This is a genomic window from uncultured Thiodictyon sp. (genome assembly GCF_903946935.1).
GTDB lineage: Bacteria > Pseudomonadota > Gammaproteobacteria > Chromatiales > Chromatiaceae > Thiodictyon.
In genome coordinates, this window is record NZ_CAJAXH010000311.1 from 18,796 (window position 1) to 36,458 (window position 17,663).

Annotated in this window: 18 protein-coding genes and 2 tRNA genes; 7 read left to right on the plus strand and 13 right to left on the minus strand. The window is 64.5% G+C overall.

Annotated elements, in window-relative coordinates:
• Positions 1-69 precede the first annotated feature (69 nt).
• The 4 genes from QZX93_RS26210 to QZX93_RS26225 all read left to right on the plus strand — a co-directional run bounded on the left by QZX93_RS26210 (position 70) and on the right by QZX93_RS26225 (position 2,364).
• Complete coding sequence (locus QZX93_RS26210) at positions 70-1,254, plus strand: pyridoxal phosphate-dependent aminotransferase (RefSeq protein ID WP_295391997.1); 1,185 nt, start codon at positions 70-72, stop codon at positions 1,252-1,254.
• Positions 1,255-1,372: 118 nt separating this feature from the next.
• Positions 1,373-1,448, plus strand: a tRNA-Asn gene (locus tag QZX93_RS26215).
• Positions 1,449-1,676: 228 nt separating this feature from the next.
• A tRNA-Phe gene (locus QZX93_RS26220) sits at positions 1,677-1,752 on the plus strand.
• Positions 1,753-1,818: 66 nt separating this feature from the next.
• Positions 1,819-2,364: a hypothetical protein gene (locus QZX93_RS26225; protein WP_295391998.1), complete on the plus strand. Its 546-nt coding sequence runs from the start codon at positions 1,819-1,821 to the stop codon at positions 2,362-2,364.
• Between the two features lie 47 nt (positions 2,365-2,411).
• Here QZX93_RS26225 and QZX93_RS26230 read toward each other — a convergent pair whose 3' ends face one another.
• The 10 genes from QZX93_RS26230 to QZX93_RS26275 all read right to left on the minus strand — a co-directional run bounded on the left by QZX93_RS26230 (position 2,412) and on the right by QZX93_RS26275 (position 11,772).
• A complete protein-coding gene (locus QZX93_RS26230) occupies positions 2,412-3,593 on the minus strand; it encodes a type I restriction enzyme endonuclease domain-containing protein (protein WP_295392092.1) in 1,182 nt (393 codons plus the stop codon).
• Entirely contained in the window at positions 3,584-4,609 is a 1,026-nt protein-coding gene (locus QZX93_RS26235; protein ID WP_295391999.1) for a DEAD/DEAH box helicase family protein, read from the minus strand. Before QZX93_RS26235 ends, QZX93_RS26230 begins: the two co-directional genes overlap by 10 nt.
• Positions 4,606-5,187, minus strand: a complete 582-nt coding sequence (locus QZX93_RS26240; RefSeq protein WP_295392001.1) for a type I restriction endonuclease — start codon at positions 5,185-5,187, stop codon at positions 4,606-4,608. The genes QZX93_RS26235 and QZX93_RS26240 overlap by 4 nt, the downstream gene beginning before the upstream one ends.
• Before the next feature lie 138 nt (positions 5,188-5,325).
• Positions 5,326-5,790: a hypothetical protein gene (locus QZX93_RS26245; protein WP_295392003.1), complete on the minus strand. Its 465-nt coding sequence runs from the start codon at positions 5,788-5,790 to the stop codon at positions 5,326-5,328.
• A complete protein-coding gene (locus QZX93_RS26250; RefSeq protein WP_295392005.1) occupies positions 5,790-6,494 on the minus strand; it encodes a DUF3800 domain-containing protein in 705 nt (234 codons plus the stop codon). Before QZX93_RS26250 ends, QZX93_RS26245 begins: the two co-directional genes overlap by 1 nt.
• Complete coding sequence (locus tag QZX93_RS26255) at positions 6,494-7,063, minus strand: hypothetical protein (protein WP_295392007.1); 570 nt, start codon at positions 7,061-7,063, stop codon at positions 6,494-6,496. Before QZX93_RS26255 ends, QZX93_RS26250 begins: the two co-directional genes overlap by 1 nt.
• Before the next feature lie 8 nt (positions 7,064-7,071).
• A complete protein-coding gene (locus QZX93_RS27540; protein ID WP_366761280.1) occupies positions 7,072-7,308 on the minus strand; it encodes a restriction endonuclease subunit S in 237 nt (78 codons plus the stop codon).
• 423 nt (positions 7,309-7,731) lie between these two features.
• Positions 7,732-8,745, minus strand: a complete 1,014-nt coding sequence (locus tag QZX93_RS26265; protein ID WP_295392010.1) for an N-6 DNA methylase — start codon at positions 8,743-8,745, stop codon at positions 7,732-7,734.
• A 99-nt stretch (positions 8,746-8,844) separates the two neighbouring features.
• The gene (locus QZX93_RS26270) at positions 8,845-9,333 is read right to left on the minus strand and encodes a lipocalin family protein (RefSeq protein ID WP_295392094.1); all 489 of its coding nucleotides are present in this window, start codon (positions 9,331-9,333) and stop codon (positions 8,845-8,847) included.
• Between the two features lie 225 nt (positions 9,334-9,558).
• Positions 9,559-11,772, minus strand: a complete 2,214-nt coding sequence (locus QZX93_RS26275) for an ATP-dependent RecD-like DNA helicase (protein ID WP_295392012.1) — start codon at positions 11,770-11,772, stop codon at positions 9,559-9,561.
• Positions 11,773-11,964: 192 nt separating this feature from the next.
• On the opposite strand from QZX93_RS26275, the gene QZX93_RS26280 reads away from it, so the two are divergent.
• The 3 genes from QZX93_RS26280 (at position 11,965) to QZX93_RS26290 (ending at position 14,579) form a co-directional block, all read left to right on the plus strand.
• The gene (locus tag QZX93_RS26280) at positions 11,965-12,639 is read left to right on the plus strand and encodes a L,D-transpeptidase (protein ID WP_295392014.1); all 675 of its coding nucleotides are present in this window, start codon (positions 11,965-11,967) and stop codon (positions 12,637-12,639) included.
• A gap of 9 nt (positions 12,640-12,648) precedes the next feature.
• On the plus strand, positions 12,649-13,425 hold the full coding sequence (locus tag QZX93_RS26285) for an ABC transporter permease (protein ID WP_295392016.1): 777 nt from the start codon (positions 12,649-12,651) through the stop codon (positions 13,423-13,425).
• A gap of 77 nt (positions 13,426-13,502) precedes the next feature.
• Positions 13,503-14,579, plus strand: a complete 1,077-nt coding sequence (locus tag QZX93_RS26290) for an ABC transporter substrate-binding protein (RefSeq protein ID WP_295392018.1) — start codon at positions 13,503-13,505, stop codon at positions 14,577-14,579.
• Between the two features lie 273 nt (positions 14,580-14,852).
• Here QZX93_RS26290 and QZX93_RS26295 read toward each other — a convergent pair whose 3' ends face one another.
• From QZX93_RS26295 to QZX93_RS26305, 3 genes are all read right to left on the minus strand, one after another.
• The gene (locus QZX93_RS26295; protein WP_295392019.1) at positions 14,853-15,482 is read right to left on the minus strand and encodes a DedA family protein; all 630 of its coding nucleotides are present in this window, start codon (positions 15,480-15,482) and stop codon (positions 14,853-14,855) included.
• Positions 15,483-15,577: 95 nt separating this feature from the next.
• The gene (locus QZX93_RS26300) at positions 15,578-16,126 is read right to left on the minus strand and encodes a diheme cytochrome c (protein ID WP_295392021.1); all 549 of its coding nucleotides are present in this window, start codon (positions 16,124-16,126) and stop codon (positions 15,578-15,580) included.
• A 136-nt stretch (positions 16,127-16,262) separates the two neighbouring features.
• Entirely contained in the window at positions 16,263-17,645 is a 1,383-nt protein-coding gene (locus tag QZX93_RS26305) for an amino acid permease (protein ID WP_295392023.1), read from the minus strand.
• Between the last annotated feature and the right edge of the window lie 18 nt (positions 17,646-17,663).

A 17,663-nucleotide genomic window follows, 5' to 3' on the forward strand; every position in this document is an offset into this window, starting at 1 on the left:
CGCGATCCGATATGATTGCAGGTTGCCAACCCCCGTCCAACCGCACCCGTTCACCCGAGACCCTTGCCGATGACCATCAAGCTCGCCGCCCGCGTCCAGGCCGTCAAGCCCTCCGCCACCCTCGCAGTCGACGCCCGCGCCAAGGCCCTCAAGGCGGCCGGGAAGGACGTCGTCGGCCTGGGCACCGGCGAGCCCGACTTCGACACCCCGGACCACATCAAGGCGGCCGCCATCGAGGCCATCCATCAGGGCTTCACCAAGTACACCGCGGTCGACGGCACGCCGGGCCTCAAGGCCGCCGTCATCTCCAAGTTCAAGCGCGAGAACGCACTGGACTACACCCCGGAGCAGATCCTGGTCTCCTGCGGGGGCAAGCAAAGCTTCTTCAACCTGGCACTCGCGGTCATCGACCCGGGCGACGAGGTGGTGATCCCGGCGCCCTACTGGGTGTCCTACCCGGACATCGTCCTGCTGGCCGGCGGGGCGCCGGTGCTGGTCCATGCCGGCGCCGATCAGCACTTTAAGATCTCCCCGGCCCAGCTCAAGGCGGCCATGAACGACAAGACCCGGCTGGTGGTCATCAACAGCCCGTCCAACCCCACCGGGATGTCCTACAGCGCCGATGAGCTGAAGGCACTGGGTGCGGTGCTGCGGGACTTCCCGCGCGCGCTCATTGCCACCGACGACATGTACGAACACATCCGCTGGGACTCGGCCCCCTTCGTCAACATCGTCAACGTGTGCCCGGATCTGGCGCCCCGCACCCTGGTGCTCAACGGCGTCTCCAAGGCCTACGCCATGACCGGCTGGCGGATCGGCTATGCCGGCGGCCCGGCAGAGATCATCAAGGCCATGGCCAAGGTTCAGTCGCAGAGCACGTCCAACCCGACCTCGATCTCTCAGGTCGCCGCTCAGGCCGCGCTGGAAGGCCCCCAGGACTGCATCGGCGTCATGGTCAAGGCCTTCAAGGAGCGGCACGACCATGTGGTGGCGGGCCTGAACGCGATCCCCGGCATCGAGTGTCTGCCCACCGACGGGACCTTCTATGTCTTCCCCCGGGTCCAGCACGCCATTGAGCGCCTGAACGGGGTCAGCAACGACCTCGAGTTCGCCGAGTACCTGCTGGACAAGGTCGGCGTGGCCCTGGTGCCGGGCGCCGCCTTCGGGCTCACCGGGCATGTGCGCATCTCCATCGCCACCAGCCCCAGCAACCTCGACCAGGCACTCGAGCGGATCGCCGCCGCGGTTGCGTAGGAGCGGCCCCCAGGCCGCGACCGGATGCGGCAGATGCCGACCCACAAGCGGCAAATTCACCGCGACTGGCTATTGACTGAGTAGGCCCGCATCGTTTAATATTTCGGGCTCGCGACATTCCCCGGTAGCTCAGTCGGTAGAGCGGATGACTGTTAATCATTAGGTCGGCGGTTCGAGCCCGTCCCGGGGAGCCAAATGCTGGAAAGGGGTCAGGTGTCCTGGCCCCTTTCATGTTTGAAGATGCCATCGGCGGGTGCTGTCGATGGCTCCGGTTTGTGAATATCGGCACGGCACACGGACGCTCGCCGATGATCGATAGACCTGATTTGACGCTTGACTGAGGGCCGCCGTCCGGCTCTAATAAGCGGCTAGATAGTCATCCGGGTTAGGTCAATCCCAACCGAGCATGGTTACTCTTTCCCGCCCAGGTAGCTCAGTTGGTAGAGCAGAGGATTGAAAATCCTCGTGTCGGTGGTTCGATTCCGCCCCTGGGCACCATAAAAAAGCAAATACGCCAGCCCACAAAGCTGGCTTTTTTGTTTGTGGATCCTGGAGAAACAGCCAATGTCACCGAAGCATCCGATCGTCCGTTGCGCCGCGACCCTGAGCATCGCCCTGTGCAGCGCGCTCGCCGCCCAGCCCGCCCCGGTCATCGAAGCAGGTTCTGTGGCTGGCCAGCCGGTGGCGGCCCCGGTCCTCGACGATGGAGCCACCACTGTCCCGGCGGCCGAGGACCCGGCCATGGCGACCCCGGCGACCGAGGACGCGGCAGACCCGGTACCGACCGCCGAAGAGGAGGCTGCGGCCGCCCGTGCCAGCGCGGCGTCCGCCGCGCTCCAGGCCGCCGAGGAGGAGGCCGCGGCCGCCCAGGCCTACAAGCGCAGCAAGCTCGCCGTGGTCAACGCCGCCTACGATCGGTTTCATGCCAATCGGACCCAGGCCAACATGATTGCCCGTGACCAGGCCGAGGCGGAGGCCGTTGCGGCCATCGAGGCGGCGCATGCTGCCGATGATCGTTTGAATGCGGCCAGGGCCGCCGCGGCCCGAGCCGAGGCGCCCACGGCTGGCCGGCCGCCGGCCTCACAGTCCCTTCCGACCAGGCCGCAGTGACCGCCCATCAGTCAGACCGGTGCGTTCACCCACTGCGCCGATAGCGCCTAGGCCTGGGCCAGCACCGTCTGCACGGCGGCGCTCTCAAGGTCATTGCGCAGGATGCGCTTCACCAGCACGCGCATCCGCGCCCGGGCACTCTCCCGATGCGACCAGTCCACGGTGATACTGCCGCGTAGGCCGGTCAGCAGCTCGTGCGCAATGACCTTGAGTTTATCGTCCCCCATCACCTCGATGGCGCTCTGGTTCTCGGCCAGCGCGTCGTAGAAGGCGATCTCGTCCGCCGACAAGCCCTGCGCCTCGCCCCGTTGGCGGGCCGCGCGGATGTCCCGCGCCAAGCCGATCAGCTCCTGGAGGATCTCCACCGTGCTGATGGCGTTGGTGTGATAGCGCGCGATGGCCTCCTCCAGCCGCACGGAGAACCGCTTGGTCTCCACCACATTGGAGCGGGTCCGCGAGCGAATCTCGTCATTGAGGAGCCGCCGCAGGGCCTCCAGCGCCAGGTTCTTTTTCTTCATCTGCGCGAGCTCCGCAAGGAACTCCTCGGACAGGATGGAGAGGTTCGACGTCGTCAGTCCCGCCGCGGTGAGGATGTCGACGATCTCGGTGGAGACCACGGCGCGGTCGATGATCTGGGCGATGGCAAAGTCCCGACCGGCCCCGGCCGTGCCGCCGCTTCCACCGCTCTTAACCAAGGCAGCGCGGATGGTCTGAAAGAAACCGACCTCGTCGCGGATCGCCCGGGCCGCATCGCTCGCCGCCGCCAGGGCGAACGCCTTGGTCAGGGCCAGCACCGCGTCCTGATAGCGGCGGTGCGCGCGCTTCTTGTTCTCCGCCTTCTCTTCCCGCTCGGCCGCCGCGTGCTGATGCGCCAGAATCCACTCGATGGCCTCGGCCATGACCACCAGGCACTGTTGCGGCGTACCTTTAAGGCCCCGGCGGTAATCGAAGCCGTGGTACATCGCCGCCGCCACGTCGTACTTCTCCAGCAGCACCGCCACGGCTTGCGCCTCGTCGATGCCGGTTTGGCCCTGGTCCGCGGCGGAATACTGGCTCAAGGCCTCCTTGAGGTTCTGCGCGATGCCGATGTAGTCCACCACCAGGCCCGCCGGCTTGTCGCGGAACACCCGGTTGATCCGCGCAATGGCCTGCATCAGGGCATAGCCATGCATCGGCTTGTCCACGTACATGGTGTGCATCGCCGGGGCGTCGAAGCCGGTCAGCCACATATCCCGCACGATGTCTCGTCCTCGGGCAGCTCGATGCGGGCGAGCCGACTCTCGTAGTAGATCGGCACCGTGGCGCCGTCCTCGACCGCGCGGCTGATATCGTAGATGTCGATGTAGTCGCCGAACACCGCCGGGGCGTTCACGTCGTCGTGCTCGATCGGCGTCCCGGTGAAGCCGATGAAGGAGGCGTTGGGTAGTGCATCGCGCAGGTGCTGGGCAAAGCCGTAGTCGATCTCGCCGCTGCGGCTGTCCAGCCGGGCCTTGAAGCCGTACTGGCTGCGGTGCGCCTCGTCGGCGATCACCACCACGTTGCGGCGGTCGGTCAGCAGCGGGTAGGCCTCCTCGCCCGCGGCGGGCCAGAACTTCTGAATCGTGGTGAAGATCACGCCGCCGGACGCGCGGTTCAGCGCGTTGCGCAGGTCCTCGCGGCTCTGCACCTGGACCGGGGCCCGGCGCAGCAGGTCGGCGCACATGGCGAAGGTGCCGAACAACCGGCCATCGAGGTCGTTGCGATCGGTGACGACCAGGATGGTGGGGTTCGCAAGCTCCGGCCGGCGCACCAATTGCCCGACATAGAAGACCATCAGCAGGCTCTTGCCCGAGCCCTGGGTGTGCCAGATCACCCCGATGCGTCGATCCCCGGGGCGATAGTCCTTCACGCCCGGCAGCCCGTAGGCCGCCGGGTCCTCCCGCGCCCCGGCGTAGGCCGGGTTAGCGCAGCCTAACCCGACATCCGCAATCGCCCGCAAAGTCGCATCCACCGCGCGCCGCACCGCGTGGAACTGGTGATACCCGGCGATGATCTTCGTGAGGCCCGCGCCGGTGTTGCCGAAGACAATAAAGTCCTGGATCAGGGCCAGGAAGTGGCGGCGCTCGAACACCCCCGCGGTCAGGACCGGCAACTGCGGCGCGGTCTTCGGCGCGATGATGTGTCCGTCGACGGTGCGCCAGGGCATGAAGCGCTCCGCGTCGGCCGTCAGCGAGCCGATGCGCGCGCTGAGTCCATCGGAGGTCACCAGGACCGCGTTGGTGCGGAACAGCGAGGGACCTGGGCCTTGTAGGTCTGGAGCTGGTTGAAGGCCCCGGTGAGGGTGGCCTGTTCGCCCCCCGCGCTCTTGAGCTCGATCACCGCCAGCGGCAGCCCGTTGACGAACAGCACCACGTCGGCCCGCCGCTTGCTCCCGGTCTCGATCACGGTGAACTGGGAGACCGCCAGCCAGTCATTGGCGTCCGGATCGGCAAAGCCCACCAGGCGCACCCTGTCGCCGCGGATGGTCCCATCGTCCGCGTAGAATTCCACCGCCACACCGTCGACGATGCGCTTATGCAGACGGCGGTTCTCCTCGATCAGCGAGGGCGACGCGCTCGCGACCACCTGCATCAGCGCGTCGTGGCGGGCCGGCGCGGGGATCAGCGGGTTGAGCCGGTCGATGGCGGCCGTGAGTCGTTCCAGTAGCAGGACATCCGAGTACGCCTCGCGCTCGGGGGCACTGCCGTCTGGGCCGATCTGGGCGTCGGTGGCGCGGGCGTAACCCAGGCGCTCCAGATGCTCCAAGAGGGTGCTCTCGATGTCGGCTTCGGAGATGTAAGGCATCGGACAATCCAGGAAAACAGTTCATGTACGGTTGACAAATGGGCGATTCTGGTCGACTCTAGCATCCGACTCATCCGCCATGTGCGGAAGGAGCATCCGGCCCCGTGCAGCGGAAACATTGCGCGGGGCATGTCTTTTCTACCATGGATTTTTCCAATACTCCGCGTGCTCCCTGCGAAAATCGTCGCTGCGGAAGTGCTTTACCCAGTACGCCGTTTTCAGCAAGAAGTAATCGCTTCGTTCTTCGAGAACGACCGCGAACTGCTCCGACTCGATCCAAATCACGATCCTGACTGCCCGTCCGCGACGACTCTTCCACCAGCGGATACCCGCGGCCTCGGCGTTGCCGATCAGCCAGGCTACCCAACGAATGCGCTCGCAGCGACGTAAATCAGGCGTTCGCTCCTCTTCTTTTGGGCCTTCTGCGATCAAGTGCCAAAAACCAAATCCCTTATTCGTGGTCGCCGGCCGATATTGGCATTTGACGGTTAGACCTCGGAACGCGACCGGATTGCGGACCAGGGTATCCATATCGATATCATAGAGATGATCCTCATAGGTCGCGCAATCGCCACCGAAAACTTCAAGCACCGGTGCTTTCATTACAGGCTCCGCGCCTCCCATCGAAAGATATTGAACTTCCGCTCGGACGGCAAGGTGCTCCGCACCAAGGAATGCCTGGAAAGTTTTTGTATTTCGCCGATGAGGGCCGATTTCGCCTGACTCGTCGTCAAGCCGCAGTTCGCATAGCCGACCGCACCGATCAGTAAATCCGCCAGCTGCTGTTGCTCCACCTCGTGCGAGCGCATCTGCTGTATTCCGCGGATCATGCGCCGATCGAAATCATAATTTGCGTTGCACAGCACCTGACGCAGTTTCTGGACCTTTTGCTGGCTACGCGTGTCCTTGATGTCGAGATAGATCCGGTAGGTCTCATCGCCAACCAAAATCTCCCGCAGCACTAGAAAGAACATCTTGTAGTAAAAGAGATCGTGATCCTGCCCCGAAAAGGCCTCATGTTTAAGCCGCGACTTGTCTGGCACCACGACAGCCCGAAAATGCAGTCGTTCATCACCAAAAAAGAGATGAATCAATGAACGATAAAAGTCGAGCTGTGCAGGCGAGACTTTCGACCACTTGATCTCAAAGCCGGAGGCCAGTCCGTGGCGCCGCTTAAGCTCCCGCTCATGCCGCTGTATTGACTTTCTTTGATCGGATGGGCACCAAAGGGCACCGAGCGTCATCACCGGTATCTCGTCGTTCTCCAAATGACCGGACTCGTCGCAGTAGATACTATATTCGGCCATCAGGTTAAGTCCTCAATAGTCCGCTCGGCATCCTTGACGCGAATCTCGCCGGACATCAGCTTAGGGAGGAGGAGGTCGCGGGTTTGGGCGAGGGTGCGGGATTCTTCTCCGTTTGCCCTGATGCGTTGAAACAGCGGTTCTATGATGGCGCCAAAGGCGGACCAAACATCGATAAGTGATTGGACGAATGCCGTCTTGCCATTTTCAAGGCAAGGCGTGATTCTGGCAAACAGGGTATCTCCATTGCGAAATCGCATTCCCCATGTGAATTCGCGCAAAACCGCAGGTTCGGTTATGGAGCCGCGGGTTGGTAAGGCCGACATTTCCAGATACGGCGCAGCGGTTCCTTTCTTGAGCGGTTCTGTGGGATTCACATCGACGATGTCTTCCAGTGCGCATCGTCTCCACCCCTCAGACGTCCCCTCAGCATCCAACCGCTCGGGGAACAGGGACCACAGCTCGGGCGTGAGGTACGGTTCCAAGCCTTCCTGCTTGGCGCGGGTCGGGCCGAAATCGACGAACCAGTCCTTGAACAGTGCCTGCGCCATCGCCGCCAGCGTCTCGTTCATGCGGCGATTCAGCTCATCTTGTCGTCGAGAGCGGAGAGAATCGAAGCAATCCCTTCTTGTTCGGCAGGCGGAGGTAAAACGAATGGGCAAGAAGAAAGAATTGAAGTGTTGAGATTAGCCATTGTCGCGCCATGGGCGTGACGCACAATCCACTCTCGAACGAGGGGGTGGCCGAGATAGAAGGCTGCGTACCTGGGGTCTGGGCCTTTGTGGCCTAAGTAACGGTGCAGAAACAAGTTATACACGATAATTCGACGCGAAACCTTGTAAAACAGTCTGTTGCGCTAAAGCAACGCGCCACTTGTTAGTGAACCGTCCCTAACCGAACGCGTAAGCAACCTGTTCCGCAAAGCCCACCGGTCTCGGGCTTGCGCATAAGCGCTCGTCTCTCGACGTCGCCTCTGCGACTGTAGACTATATCACCGGCTTGGACACAGTAAAGACTTAATCTCTTCGCATCGACGGGGCTAATCCTAGCAATACCGTCTTCAATGATTCGGTTATCGCCGATGTTTTGCGGCATAATGGATGGAATACCGCTAGTCACATAATCTGACTTGTGAAGCTGACTTCCGAAAGGGCCGGTTTGAATACCGCCGCCACCTGATCGACATACTTCGCCAAGTGTCTGATATAACCTATCGTCCGGCAAGTCGCCGAGCAGTGCTTCAACCTCCATTGACCACTCCCGCCAGCTTCTCCCGAATCAGTGCCGTCAGTCGATCCGCCTCCTCAAACTGTCCCGCCATTGTATCCTGCAACGCCGCGAACCGCTCCGCAAAAGGCGTCTCGTCCTCTTCCACCGCCGCCGCCCCCACATAGCGCCCGGGTGTTAACACATATCCGTGGCCGGCGATCACCTCCTTCACTGCGGCCTTGCAGAACCCCGGCACATCGGCGTATTGGCCCGCGTCCATCTCGCCCCGCCAGGCGTGGTAGGTGTCGGCAATCTGGTCGATATCCTTATCCGACAGCTCGCGCCGGGTGCGGTCCACCAGGTGGCCGAGCTTGCGGGCGTCGATGAACAGGACCTCACCGCGGCGGTCGCGCAGGCCGCCGCCGCGCTTGTTCTTGGCCAGGAACCACAGGCAGGCGGGGATCTGCGTGGAATAGAACAACTGACCGGGTAGCGCAATCATGCAGTCCACCACGTCGGCCTTGACCATCGCCTGGCGGATGTCGCCCTCGCCCGACTGGCTGGATGACATGGAGCCGTTGGCGAGCACCACCCCGGCGGTGCCGTTGGGTCCCAGGTGGTACAGGATGTGCTGTAACCAGGCAAAGTTGGCGTTGCCTGCGGGCGGTGCGCCGTGGGTCCAGCGCGCGTCCTCGCGCAGCTTGTCCCCGCCCCAGTCGGAGATATTAAAGGGCGGATTGGTCAGGATGAAATCGGCGCGCAGGTCCGGCAGCTCGTCCTTGTGGAAGCTGCCCTCGTTGTTCCAGCGGATGTCGGCGTCGATGCCGCGCACCGCCAGGTTCATCTTGCACAGCCGCCAGGTGACATAGTTGGACTCCCGGCCGTAGATGGCGAGGTCGCCGAGGCGCCCACCGTGGTTCGTCAGAAAGCGTTCGGTCTGGACGAACATGCCGCCGGAGCCGCAGCAGGGGTCATAGACGCGCCCCTGCACCTTGCGCACCGGGTCGGGGAATGGCTCGAGCATCTCCACGAGGATGCGCACCATCGCGATGGCGATCGCTCCGGGGGCACGGACCTTAAACCGCCGGCGAAGCCAGGGTCTGCGAGTCGGCGGCCGAGCCGTTGCGGCGTCCCGGAAGGACGATCAAGGCCAGCGCTGCGGCACGTGCTGGACCTGGGCGGTGTCATAGCCGACGCCTTTGAGGAAGCTTAAGATTTCATCAAGCTTGGCCGCCGGTATCTGGGGCGTGCGGGCCATGATCCAGACATAGTCGCGCTTCTCGCGGCCGATGACGGTGATGCTGTAGTCCGGCTCGAGCCAGACGATCCGGTAGTCGCCCTTGAATGGCCAGATGAATTGCATCCCCCAGCGGGCATTGCCGGTGCCCGGGACCACGAAGCCCTTGGGGTGGTATTCCTTCTGGGGGCCGTCGAAGGCGCCCTGACGGAAGGTGAAGGTGGTGGCGATGGTGCCGTCGGGGTTCAGGGCATAGGACTCCACCGCGTTGTGGGCGCCCTTCTCCAAAAAGGTCGGGATATTGGCAATGACATACCAAGGACCCATGAAGCGGGACAGGTCGACCTGGGGGACGGTTTGCATCGGTGACTCCTGTGCCACGGCAGTGGCGGTCATGAGCAGTAGGGACAAGGTGAGTAGGCGGGTGCTGGTCGGTTTCATGGTTAGGTGCAGGCCTTACCGGGGTCGGGAACGCGCAAGCTGGAAGAGTTTGGGTTGCCGGGGTGGCACCACAAGCCGCGAGCGGAAATCCGGGGCGCGGGCCGCGCACCGGCTGACACATGGGGGTGACACCGCGGAGCGGTGTCACCAGAAGTGGCGGTGTCACCAGAGCCAGTGATGTCACCAGACGGGGCGATCCGCCATCGCCTCGAGCAACCGCTGCCGCAGGCGGGTCAGGCGTTGATTGGAGCCGACCCGCTTCACCGCCATCGCCAGCGCGCGCGGTTCGGCGATCAGCACCACCAAGCGCCGGCCGCGGGTCACCGCGGTATAGAGCAGATTGCGCTCGAGCAGCATATAGTGCTGCACCGCCAGCGGGATCACCACCGCCGGGTATTCGGACCCCTGGGCCTTATGGATGCTGGTGGCATAGGCGAGCGACAGCTCATCCAGCTCACCCAGGTCGTATTCCACCCGCCGACCATCGATCTCCACCTGGACCAGACCCTCCGCCTCGTCGATGGCGGCGATCCGCCCGATATCGCCATTGAAGACCTCCTTGTCATAGTTATTCACCAGTTGGATCACCTTGTCCCCCGGGGCATAGGTCCAACCGAAGCGGGTGATCCGTGGGGTCGCGGTCGGATTGAGTCGCTGTTGCAGCGCTACATTGAGTGAGCGCGCACCCAGCCCGCCCCGGTTCATGGGGGTGAGGACCTGCACGTCCGCCACCGGGTCCAACCCGAAGCGCTGGGGGATGCGCTCGAGCACCACCCGCATCAGCCGGTCGGCAATCTCTTCCGGTGAGGTGCAGGGGATGAGATAGAAATCGCTGTCCGCCGGACCCTCGTCGGGCCGCTCCGGCATCCGCCCGGCATTGATACGGTGGGCATTGACGATGATCCGGGAGGCCGCCGCCTGGCGAAAGACCTCGGTGAGCCGGCAGGTGGGGAGCACCCCGGAACCGATCAGGTCGGCAAGCACCGCCCCCGGCCCCACCGACGGCAATTGGTCCACGTCGCCCACCAGCAGCACGGCCGCTTCGGTCGGCACCGCCCGCAGCAACTGGTTCATCAGTACCACGTCGACCATGGAGCACTCGTCCACCACCACCAGGTGCGTCGCGAGCGGCGAATATTGGTCACGCTTAAAACCCATCGCCTTGGGGTCGAACTCCAGGAGGCGATGGATGGTGCGCGCCTCCCGCCCGGTCGACTCCGCCAGACGCTTGGCCGCCCGCCCGGTCGGGGCACACAACTGCATCTCCACCCCCTTGGCCGCCAGGATGTCGAGGATGGAGCGCACCACCGTGGTCTTGCCCACCCCGGGGCCGCCGGTGATGACCGTGACCTTGCCCTGGATGGCCGCGGCCACCGCGGTGCGCTGGGAGGGCGAAAGTTCCAGGCCGGTACGCCCCTCCACCCAGGGGATGGCACGCTGCGGGTCGATGCGCCCCCACAGCGGCGGGCGCTGTTGCAGCCGCCGCACTCCCAGCGCGATGCCCTGCTCGGCGCGCTGCAAGGGGGTGAGGAAGAGTGCCGGGCGCGCGTCGATGGACTCCTCGACCAGATTCTCCTCGCGCAACTCGGCGCGGATCGCCTGCTCAATGATCGGCGCCGGGATTTCCAGCAGCGTCGCCGCCTGCTCGGCCAGCACCTCCCGGAAGGCGGCGCAGTGTCCATTGCCCGCGACCTCCTGGAGGCAGTGGCGCACCCCCGCCTGGGCGCGGATCAGCGAGTCCGGGGCGATGCCGAGGCGTTGGGCGATGGCGTCGGCGGTCTTGAAACCGATGCCGTGGATGTCGAGCGCGAGCCGATAGGGGTTCTCGGTCACGCGGGCGATGGCCTCATCCCCATAGGTCTTGTAGATGCGCACCGCCCGCGCGGTGCCGACCCCGTGCGACTGGAGGAAGACCATGATCTCCCGGATCGCCTTCTGCTCGGCCCAGGCGCCGGTGACGCGCGCCTGGCGCTTGGGGCCGATGCCGGGGAGCGTGAGCAGCTCATCCGGGTTGTCCTCGATCACATCGAACACCCGCTCGCCGAAGGCGCGGACCAGCTTGCGCGCAAAGTGCGGGCCGATGCCCTTGACCATGCCGGAGCCCAAATAGCGCTCGATCCCCTCGAGCGTGGAGGGCGGCACCGCGCGCAACTGTGCGGCCTTGAACTGCAAGCCGTGCTGCCGGTCGTTGATCCACTCGCCCTGGCACTCCAGATACTCACCCGGGGTGACGCAGGCGGCGGAGCCGATCACCGTCACCAGATCGCGTTGCCCGCGCACCTTGACCCGCAGGACGCAGAACCCACTCTCCTCGCTATGGAAGGTGACGCGCTCGATGGAACCCGCGAGGTGCTCGGGCGCCTGGGCCTGGTAAGGGGGGGTGCGTTCGGTCATGCCGGGGCGGGGGTCGGTGTGCGCAAGTGAAGGCAAGTTAACGCAAATGATTGATAGATACCAGGCGGGCGGCGCGGCCGGGGCCGGTCCGGCACACCGCCCTGGGTTATACCCGATTTCCCTTGACCGGGGTTAGTCACCTAACATGACCATCACGCTAACGATCGCCAAGCGCCCGCGGAGACCAGCCCTATGAGCCAGTACAACATCGCAATGGCAATCAAGCGTATAAATGGGTTCCTGATCCGCCTGGCCGCGGTCGCGTTGGGCGCGGCCTTAACGCTGACACCGGGCTGGGCGCAGGACCCCAGCGCGGCCGTGGGGGCCGGCTCAACCGTGCCGGTCGCAGCACCACCCGCGCCGGAGGCGCGGCCGGCCGAGACGGCGGGCGCACCAGGGGGCGCCCTGGGTGCCGGTGCTCCGTCGCCGGCCCCAAGCCCGAGCGGTGCCGGCGCACCGACGCCCGAGGCGGCCCCGGCCACCATGAAGAAGCCGCCGGCCCGGCCCGCGGGCTCGTCGCGCCGCCTGACCATCCATCTGGGCTCCCAGCGTTTCGTCTATTCGGAAGGCGGGCGGGCGGTGCGAAGCGGCCCGGTGTCCTCGGGACGGCGTGGCTACGGGACTCCCGGTGGCTCTTACCGGGTCCTGAGCAAGCAACGCCATAAGTTCTCCAGCCTCTACGCCGGCTCCAATGGACGGCCCGCGTCCATGCCCTACGCGATCCAGTTTCGCAGCAATTATTTCATCCACCAGGGCCGCTTGCCGGGCTATCCGGCCTCCCACGGCTGCGTGCGGCTGCACGCCGGGGATGCCCAATTCCTGTTCTCGCGCCTGCGCGCGGGCGACCCGATCGTCATCACCCGCTGAGGTTCGTGCATGAAGGCACCTCACGCCAGCGTCTGGCTGCCGACCCTGGTGTTCTGCACCGCGCTCGGCGCCTGGGAGGCGACGGTGCGACTGGCCGGCATTCCACACTACATACTCCCGGCCCCGAGCCTGATCCTGACCACCTTGTGGGCCGACTTGGACTCGCTCGCCGTCTCCTGGCTCTTCACCATCAAGATCACCTTCGGCGCCCTGGCACTCGCCATCGGCAGCGGCATCCTGCTCGGCGCACTGTTCGCCCTGTCGCGCACCCTGGAGCTGGCACTCTTTCCCTTTGCCGTGGTCCTGCAGGTGACCCCCATCGTCGCCATCGCCCCCCTGATCCTGATCTATGTGGACAGCACCACCGCGGCATTGCTGATCTGCGCCTGGATCGTCGCCTTTTTTCCCATCCTGTCCAACACCCTGATCGGGCTGCGCGCCGCCGACCCCGGGCTCAAGGACCTGTTCCGACTCTACCGCGCCTCGCCCTGGCAGCGGCTGCGCTGGCTCCTGGTGCCCACGGCGCTGCCCTATTTCATCGCCGGGCTCAAGATCTCCGGCGGCCTGGCCCTGATCGGGGCGGTGGTGGCGGAGTTCGCGGCGGGTGCGGCGGGGCGCGAGACCGGGCTCGCCTCGCGCATCCTGGAGGCCAGCTTTCGCACCGAGATCCCCAAGATGTACGCGGCCCTGCTCTTGATCGCGCTCACCGGAGTAGCGATCTTTATCTTGTTCGACGTGCTGGCGCGGCTCCTACTCGGGCGGCGCTATACGGCGAGCGGGCACTGATCAACCCACATGCGGAGGCGACAATGGCACGCGTAGAAGGTTCTGCCTTATTCGGCGGCTTCAGGCCCGGTGAAAGATTGCCCTCCCTGGTCTGGGTCCCGGCATCCTGGCCCGGACGACGCATACCCAAGATCGCCCGACTGGTGATCGGCCTGCTTGCCTTGGCGGCAACCGCGGCGCTGGCCGACCCCGAGCGCGTGGTCTTTGCCACTAACTGGAAGGCGCAGGCCGCCCAAGGCGGCTTCTATCAGGCGCTGGCGGATGGCACCTACCTCGCGCACGGGCTCGCGGTCGAGATCCGCCAGGGCGGACCCCAGGTCAACAATCGCCCGCTGCTGCCCGCCGGACGGATTGACTTCTTGCTGACCGGCAATCTCTTACAGTCATTCGATGCGGTGAAGAACGGCGTGCCCACCCGCGCGGTGGCGGCCCTGTTCCAGAAGGACCCGCAGGCGCTCATCGCCCATCCGGGTCAGGGCTATGAGTCATTCGACTCGCTCAAGGACGCACCCGTCGTGCTGATCGCCAAGGACGCCCAATTCACCTGGTGGCAGTGGCTCAAGGCCGCACACGGCTTCCGCGACGAGCAGTTGCGGCCCTATAACTATGCGTTAGGGCCATTCCTCGCCAATCCACGGGCGGTCCAGCAGGGCTATTCGGTGGCCGAACCTATCTATGTGGAGCGCGAGGCCGGGTTCATTCCGGTCGTCCACCTGCTCGCCGATCACGGATTCTCCACCTATTCGACCCTGATCGAGGCGCGTGAGGAAACGGTACGGACCCGTCCGGACCTGGTTCAGCGCTTTGTCGATGCCTCCATCATCGGCTGGGTCAACTATCTGTATGGCGACCATCGCGCGGCCGATGCGTTGATGCTCAAGGACAACCCGGAGATGACCGAGGCCGAGCTCGCGGCCTCATTGGCACTGCTCAAATCCCAGGGGATCGTCGACTCCGGTGCCGCCCTGACCCAAGGCATCGGGGCCATTAATACTGAGCGCATCCGTGACTTTTATGATGCCATGGTGGCCGCCGGTCTCTACCGTGCCAATGATGTCGACCTGAGCCAGGTCGCCGACACTCGCTTTGTCGGCAAGGGGGTGGGGTTGGATGTGAAGGCGCGTTTGCTGCCACCCGTGGGCGCCGGACACTAAATTAACGCGCTAATCCGTCGCGGCCCGGGGGCGCGACGAGCGGTATCAACCAAGAAAGAGCGCTTCTCACGCCAAGGCGCCAAGCTCGCCAAGCTCGCCAAGGGTTTGCCATGCGTTATCGCCGCTTGGCTACTCACCCGTCGGGTGATTCGGATGCTGTCCAGATGCTCATGATTTTTCTTGGCGCCTTGGCGCCTTGGCGTGAGCGACTTCCGGATTTAGGATCAATGCAAGGCCGGAGATTGACAGGGCGTTGCGCGCGGCGCGGTTGGCCTATGCCGCTCGTCGCAGATCGGCCCGAGACCGTTGCCGTTGCCGTTGCCACAGGACATAGCCGGTCAGGATCAGACCCACGAACACCAGAACCGCGCCGGTCACCAACGGCAGGTTCTCCTTGAGCAGCCCCTCATTGCCGCCAATGAACCAGCCCATGGCGATCAAGACAGTGCTCCACAGACCGGCACCCAGACTGGTATAAAGGCTGAAGGTCAGCAGATTCATCCGGCTCAACCCGGCCGGCAGCGAGATCAGGTGTCGGATACCGGGGATCAGGCGGCCGGTGAAGGTCGAGATGGCCCCGTGGCGGGCGAAAAAGTCGTCGGTCTTATGCAGGAGGGCCGGCCGCACAAAGAAATAATGACCATAACGCTCGAGGAAGGGCCGCCCCACCAGGAGCGCAAAGGTGTAGTTGATAAAGGCCCCGGCGAGGCTCCCCAGGGTGGACGCGAGGAAGACCAGGTAGATGCTCATCTGCCCCTGATAGGCGAGATAGCCGGCCGGGATCACGACCAACTCGCTGGGGACGGGCAGCACGGTCGACTCCAGGGCCATCAGGATGAAGATACCCGCGTAGCCCCAGTCGTGGACGGTGAGCAGGAGCCAATCGATCAATTCGTGCAGCATAGTCTAGGGCACCTCGCCCGCCCCTTTGAATTTAGAAACAGATCATAGGGGGCGGGTTTGAAACCAGCCCCTACGCGGCGGACCGCCACGCACGCTCAGTCTTGCGGTTTGCCCTTGCCGGGGATAGCGACCTCGTGGTCGCTGAAGTTGCCTTTATCGGCGTTGGGATGGCATGCCGCGCAATTGGCAAAGCTCCCGACCTTCGGATTCGCTTTAACCTCCTGCAAGGAGACCTGACGAGAATGTCTGGTGGTAAAAAAGAAGGTGTCGGTAATGCGCGGCGGATTATCGGCGGCAGTGGTCGTGACGAAAGGCGTATGGTCCTCGATATTCAACTGCCCGGCATTCGCAACGAGGTAGTCAAGCAGCTCCTTGGTCACGGCCGGGGCCAAGGAGGCATCATCCCCGAAGTGGTTCTTGAGCTTGCCGATCAGGTCCTGCCAGGCCGCGGCGGTCAGCAGCCGCGGGGGGAAGGCGAGGTGACAACTGCCGCACTCGGCGCGATAGCGTTCGTTGGTGACCGGGGCAAAGTCGCTCCCGCCGATCACGTCCTGAAAGATGTAATATAAACTGGCGGTTGCGCCACCGGCATGGCCGATGGCGATCAATCCGGCACACACGGCACCCGCAATAGTCTTGTTCATGTCTCCTCATCTCCGGCGATCGGTCTTATCGTTATGACATCGTCACTTGCAGCGCTGGTTCGCTTATAGCAACGGCGGTGGGTAAGGTCTTGCGGGTGGCTGCTCGCTCAATCGCCAGGAAACACCGGCATCGCGATCAGTCACTGCCCGCCAGCGCACTGTGGCGGCGCGACCAGGTGAAATAGATCGCCAGTCCGAGTGCCAGCCAGAGACCAAAGCGCAGCCAGGTCACGAGCGGCAGACTCGCCATCAGGTAAAGACAGGAGGCGGCGCCCAGGAGAGGAACCAGCGGTGCAAAGGGGGTGCGGAAGGGGCGCGGCAGGTCCGGTTGCGTATAGCGCAGGACCACCACGCCGATACAGACGAGGAAGAAGGCGCCCAGGGTTCCGATGTTCACCAGTTCGGCCACGTCACCGATGGGGGTAAGCCCCGCAATTGCGGCCATCAGCACCCCGCTCACCGCGATCACCCGAACCGGCGTTTGGGTGCGCGGGTTGACCCGGGCAAACAGCGGTGGCAACAGGCCGTCGCGGGCGATGGCGAGGAAGACCCGGGTCAAGCCGTAGTACATGGCCAGCATCACCGTCGTCAGGCCGGCGATGGCCCCGGCCGCCACCAGCCCGGCACCCCAGGGGTAGCCGAGCCGCAGAACCACGTCCGCCACCGGTGACCCAACATTGAGGGTGGGGTAAGGGACCACGCCGGTCAGCAGCCCGGCGACCAGGATATAGATCAGGGTGCAGACCGCGAGCGAGACCAGGATGCCGGTCGGCAGATCGCGTTGCGGGTCACGCGCCTCCTCCGCCGCGGTGGAGACCGCGTCGAAGCCGAGATAGGCAAAGATCACCAAGGCCGCCCCGCCCATCACCCCGCTCCAACCGAAGGGCATGAAGGGGCTCCAGTTGGCCGGCTGCACGTGGGAGACGGCGATGGCGATGAAGACGCCGATGGCCAGCAGCTTGATCAGGACCATGACGGCGTTGATGCGCACGCTCTGGCGCACCCCCAGCGACAGCAATAGACCAAGAATCAGTACGATGGCGGCCGCCGGGAAATTGATCAGACCGCCCTCGAGCGGGCCTTTGAGAAGCTGCGGGGGCAGTGCAAGGCCCGCTGCCTGAAGGGCATTATTCACGTAGGCCGACCAGCCGATAGCGACCGCCGAGACCGCTACGGCGTATTCCAGGATCAGGTCCCAGCCGATAATCCAGGCAATGAGCTCGCCCAAGCCGGCATAGCTGTAGCCATAGGCGCTACCGCATCCGCCGATGGCCGCCGCCAGTTCCGCGTAGGCCATCGCGGCAAAGGCGCAGGCGAAGCCGGCGACCACAAAGGAGAGCACGATGGCCGGCCCCGCCTTGGTCGCCGCGGCGACCCCGGTCAGTACGAAGATGCCAGCGCCGATGATGGCGCCGATACCGAGCAGGGTGAGATCCACTGGCCCGAGGACGCGCCGCAAGCCGGTGTCCGTGAGGTGATGGTCGGCGTTGATCGCCTTGGTACGCAGCAGTCCGGTCATGTGAGGTCTCCGCCGAGG

Bases quoted from the DNA above. Each gene is read 5' to 3' on its own strand.
- QZX93_RS26210 (WP_295391997.1), top strand. From the start codon at position 70: ATGACCATCAAGCTCGCCGCCCGCGTCCAGGCCGTCAAGCCCTCCGCC.
- QZX93_RS26225 (WP_295391998.1), top strand. From the start codon at position 1,819: ATGTCACCGAAGCATCCGATCGTCCGTTGCGCCGCGACCCTGAGCATC.
- QZX93_RS26230 (WP_295392092.1), bottom strand. From the start codon at position 3,593: ATGTGGCTGACCGGCTTCGACGCCCCGGCGATGCACACCATGTACGTG.
- QZX93_RS26240 (WP_295392001.1), bottom strand. From the start codon at position 5,187: ATGCCTTACATCTCCGAAGCCGACATCGAGAGCACCCTCTTGGAGCAT.
- QZX93_RS26245 (WP_295392003.1), bottom strand. From the start codon at position 5,790: ATGAAAGCACCGGTGCTTGAAGTTTTCGGTGGCGATTGCGCGACCTAT.
- QZX93_RS26250 (WP_295392005.1), bottom strand. From the start codon at position 6,494: ATGGCCGAATATAGTATCTACTGCGACGAGTCCGGTCATTTGGAGAAC.
- QZX93_RS26255 (WP_295392007.1), bottom strand. From the start codon at position 7,063: ATGAACGAGACGCTGGCGGCGATGGCGCAGGCACTGTTCAAGGACTGG.
- QZX93_RS26265 (WP_295392010.1), bottom strand. From the start codon at position 8,745: ATGGTGCGCATCCTCGTGGAGATGCTCGAGCCATTCCCCGACCCGGTG.
- QZX93_RS26270 (WP_295392094.1), bottom strand. From the start codon at position 9,333: ATGACCGCCACTGCCGTGGCACAGGAGTCACCGATGCAAACCGTCCCC.
- QZX93_RS26275 (WP_295392012.1), bottom strand. From the start codon at position 11,772: ATGACCGAACGCACCCCCCCTTACCAGGCCCAGGCGCCCGAGCACCTC.
- QZX93_RS26280 (WP_295392014.1), top strand. From the start codon at position 11,965: ATGAGCCAGTACAACATCGCAATGGCAATCAAGCGTATAAATGGGTTC.
- QZX93_RS26285 (WP_295392016.1), top strand. From the start codon at position 12,649: ATGAAGGCACCTCACGCCAGCGTCTGGCTGCCGACCCTGGTGTTCTGC.
- QZX93_RS26295 (WP_295392019.1), bottom strand. From the start codon at position 15,482: ATGCTGCACGAATTGATCGATTGGCTCCTGCTCACCGTCCACGACTGG.
- QZX93_RS26300 (WP_295392021.1), bottom strand. From the start codon at position 16,126: ATGAACAAGACTATTGCGGGTGCCGTGTGTGCCGGATTGATCGCCATC.
- QZX93_RS26305 (WP_295392023.1), bottom strand. From the start codon at position 17,645: ATGACCGGACTGCTGCGTACCAAGGCGATCAACGCCGACCATCACCTC.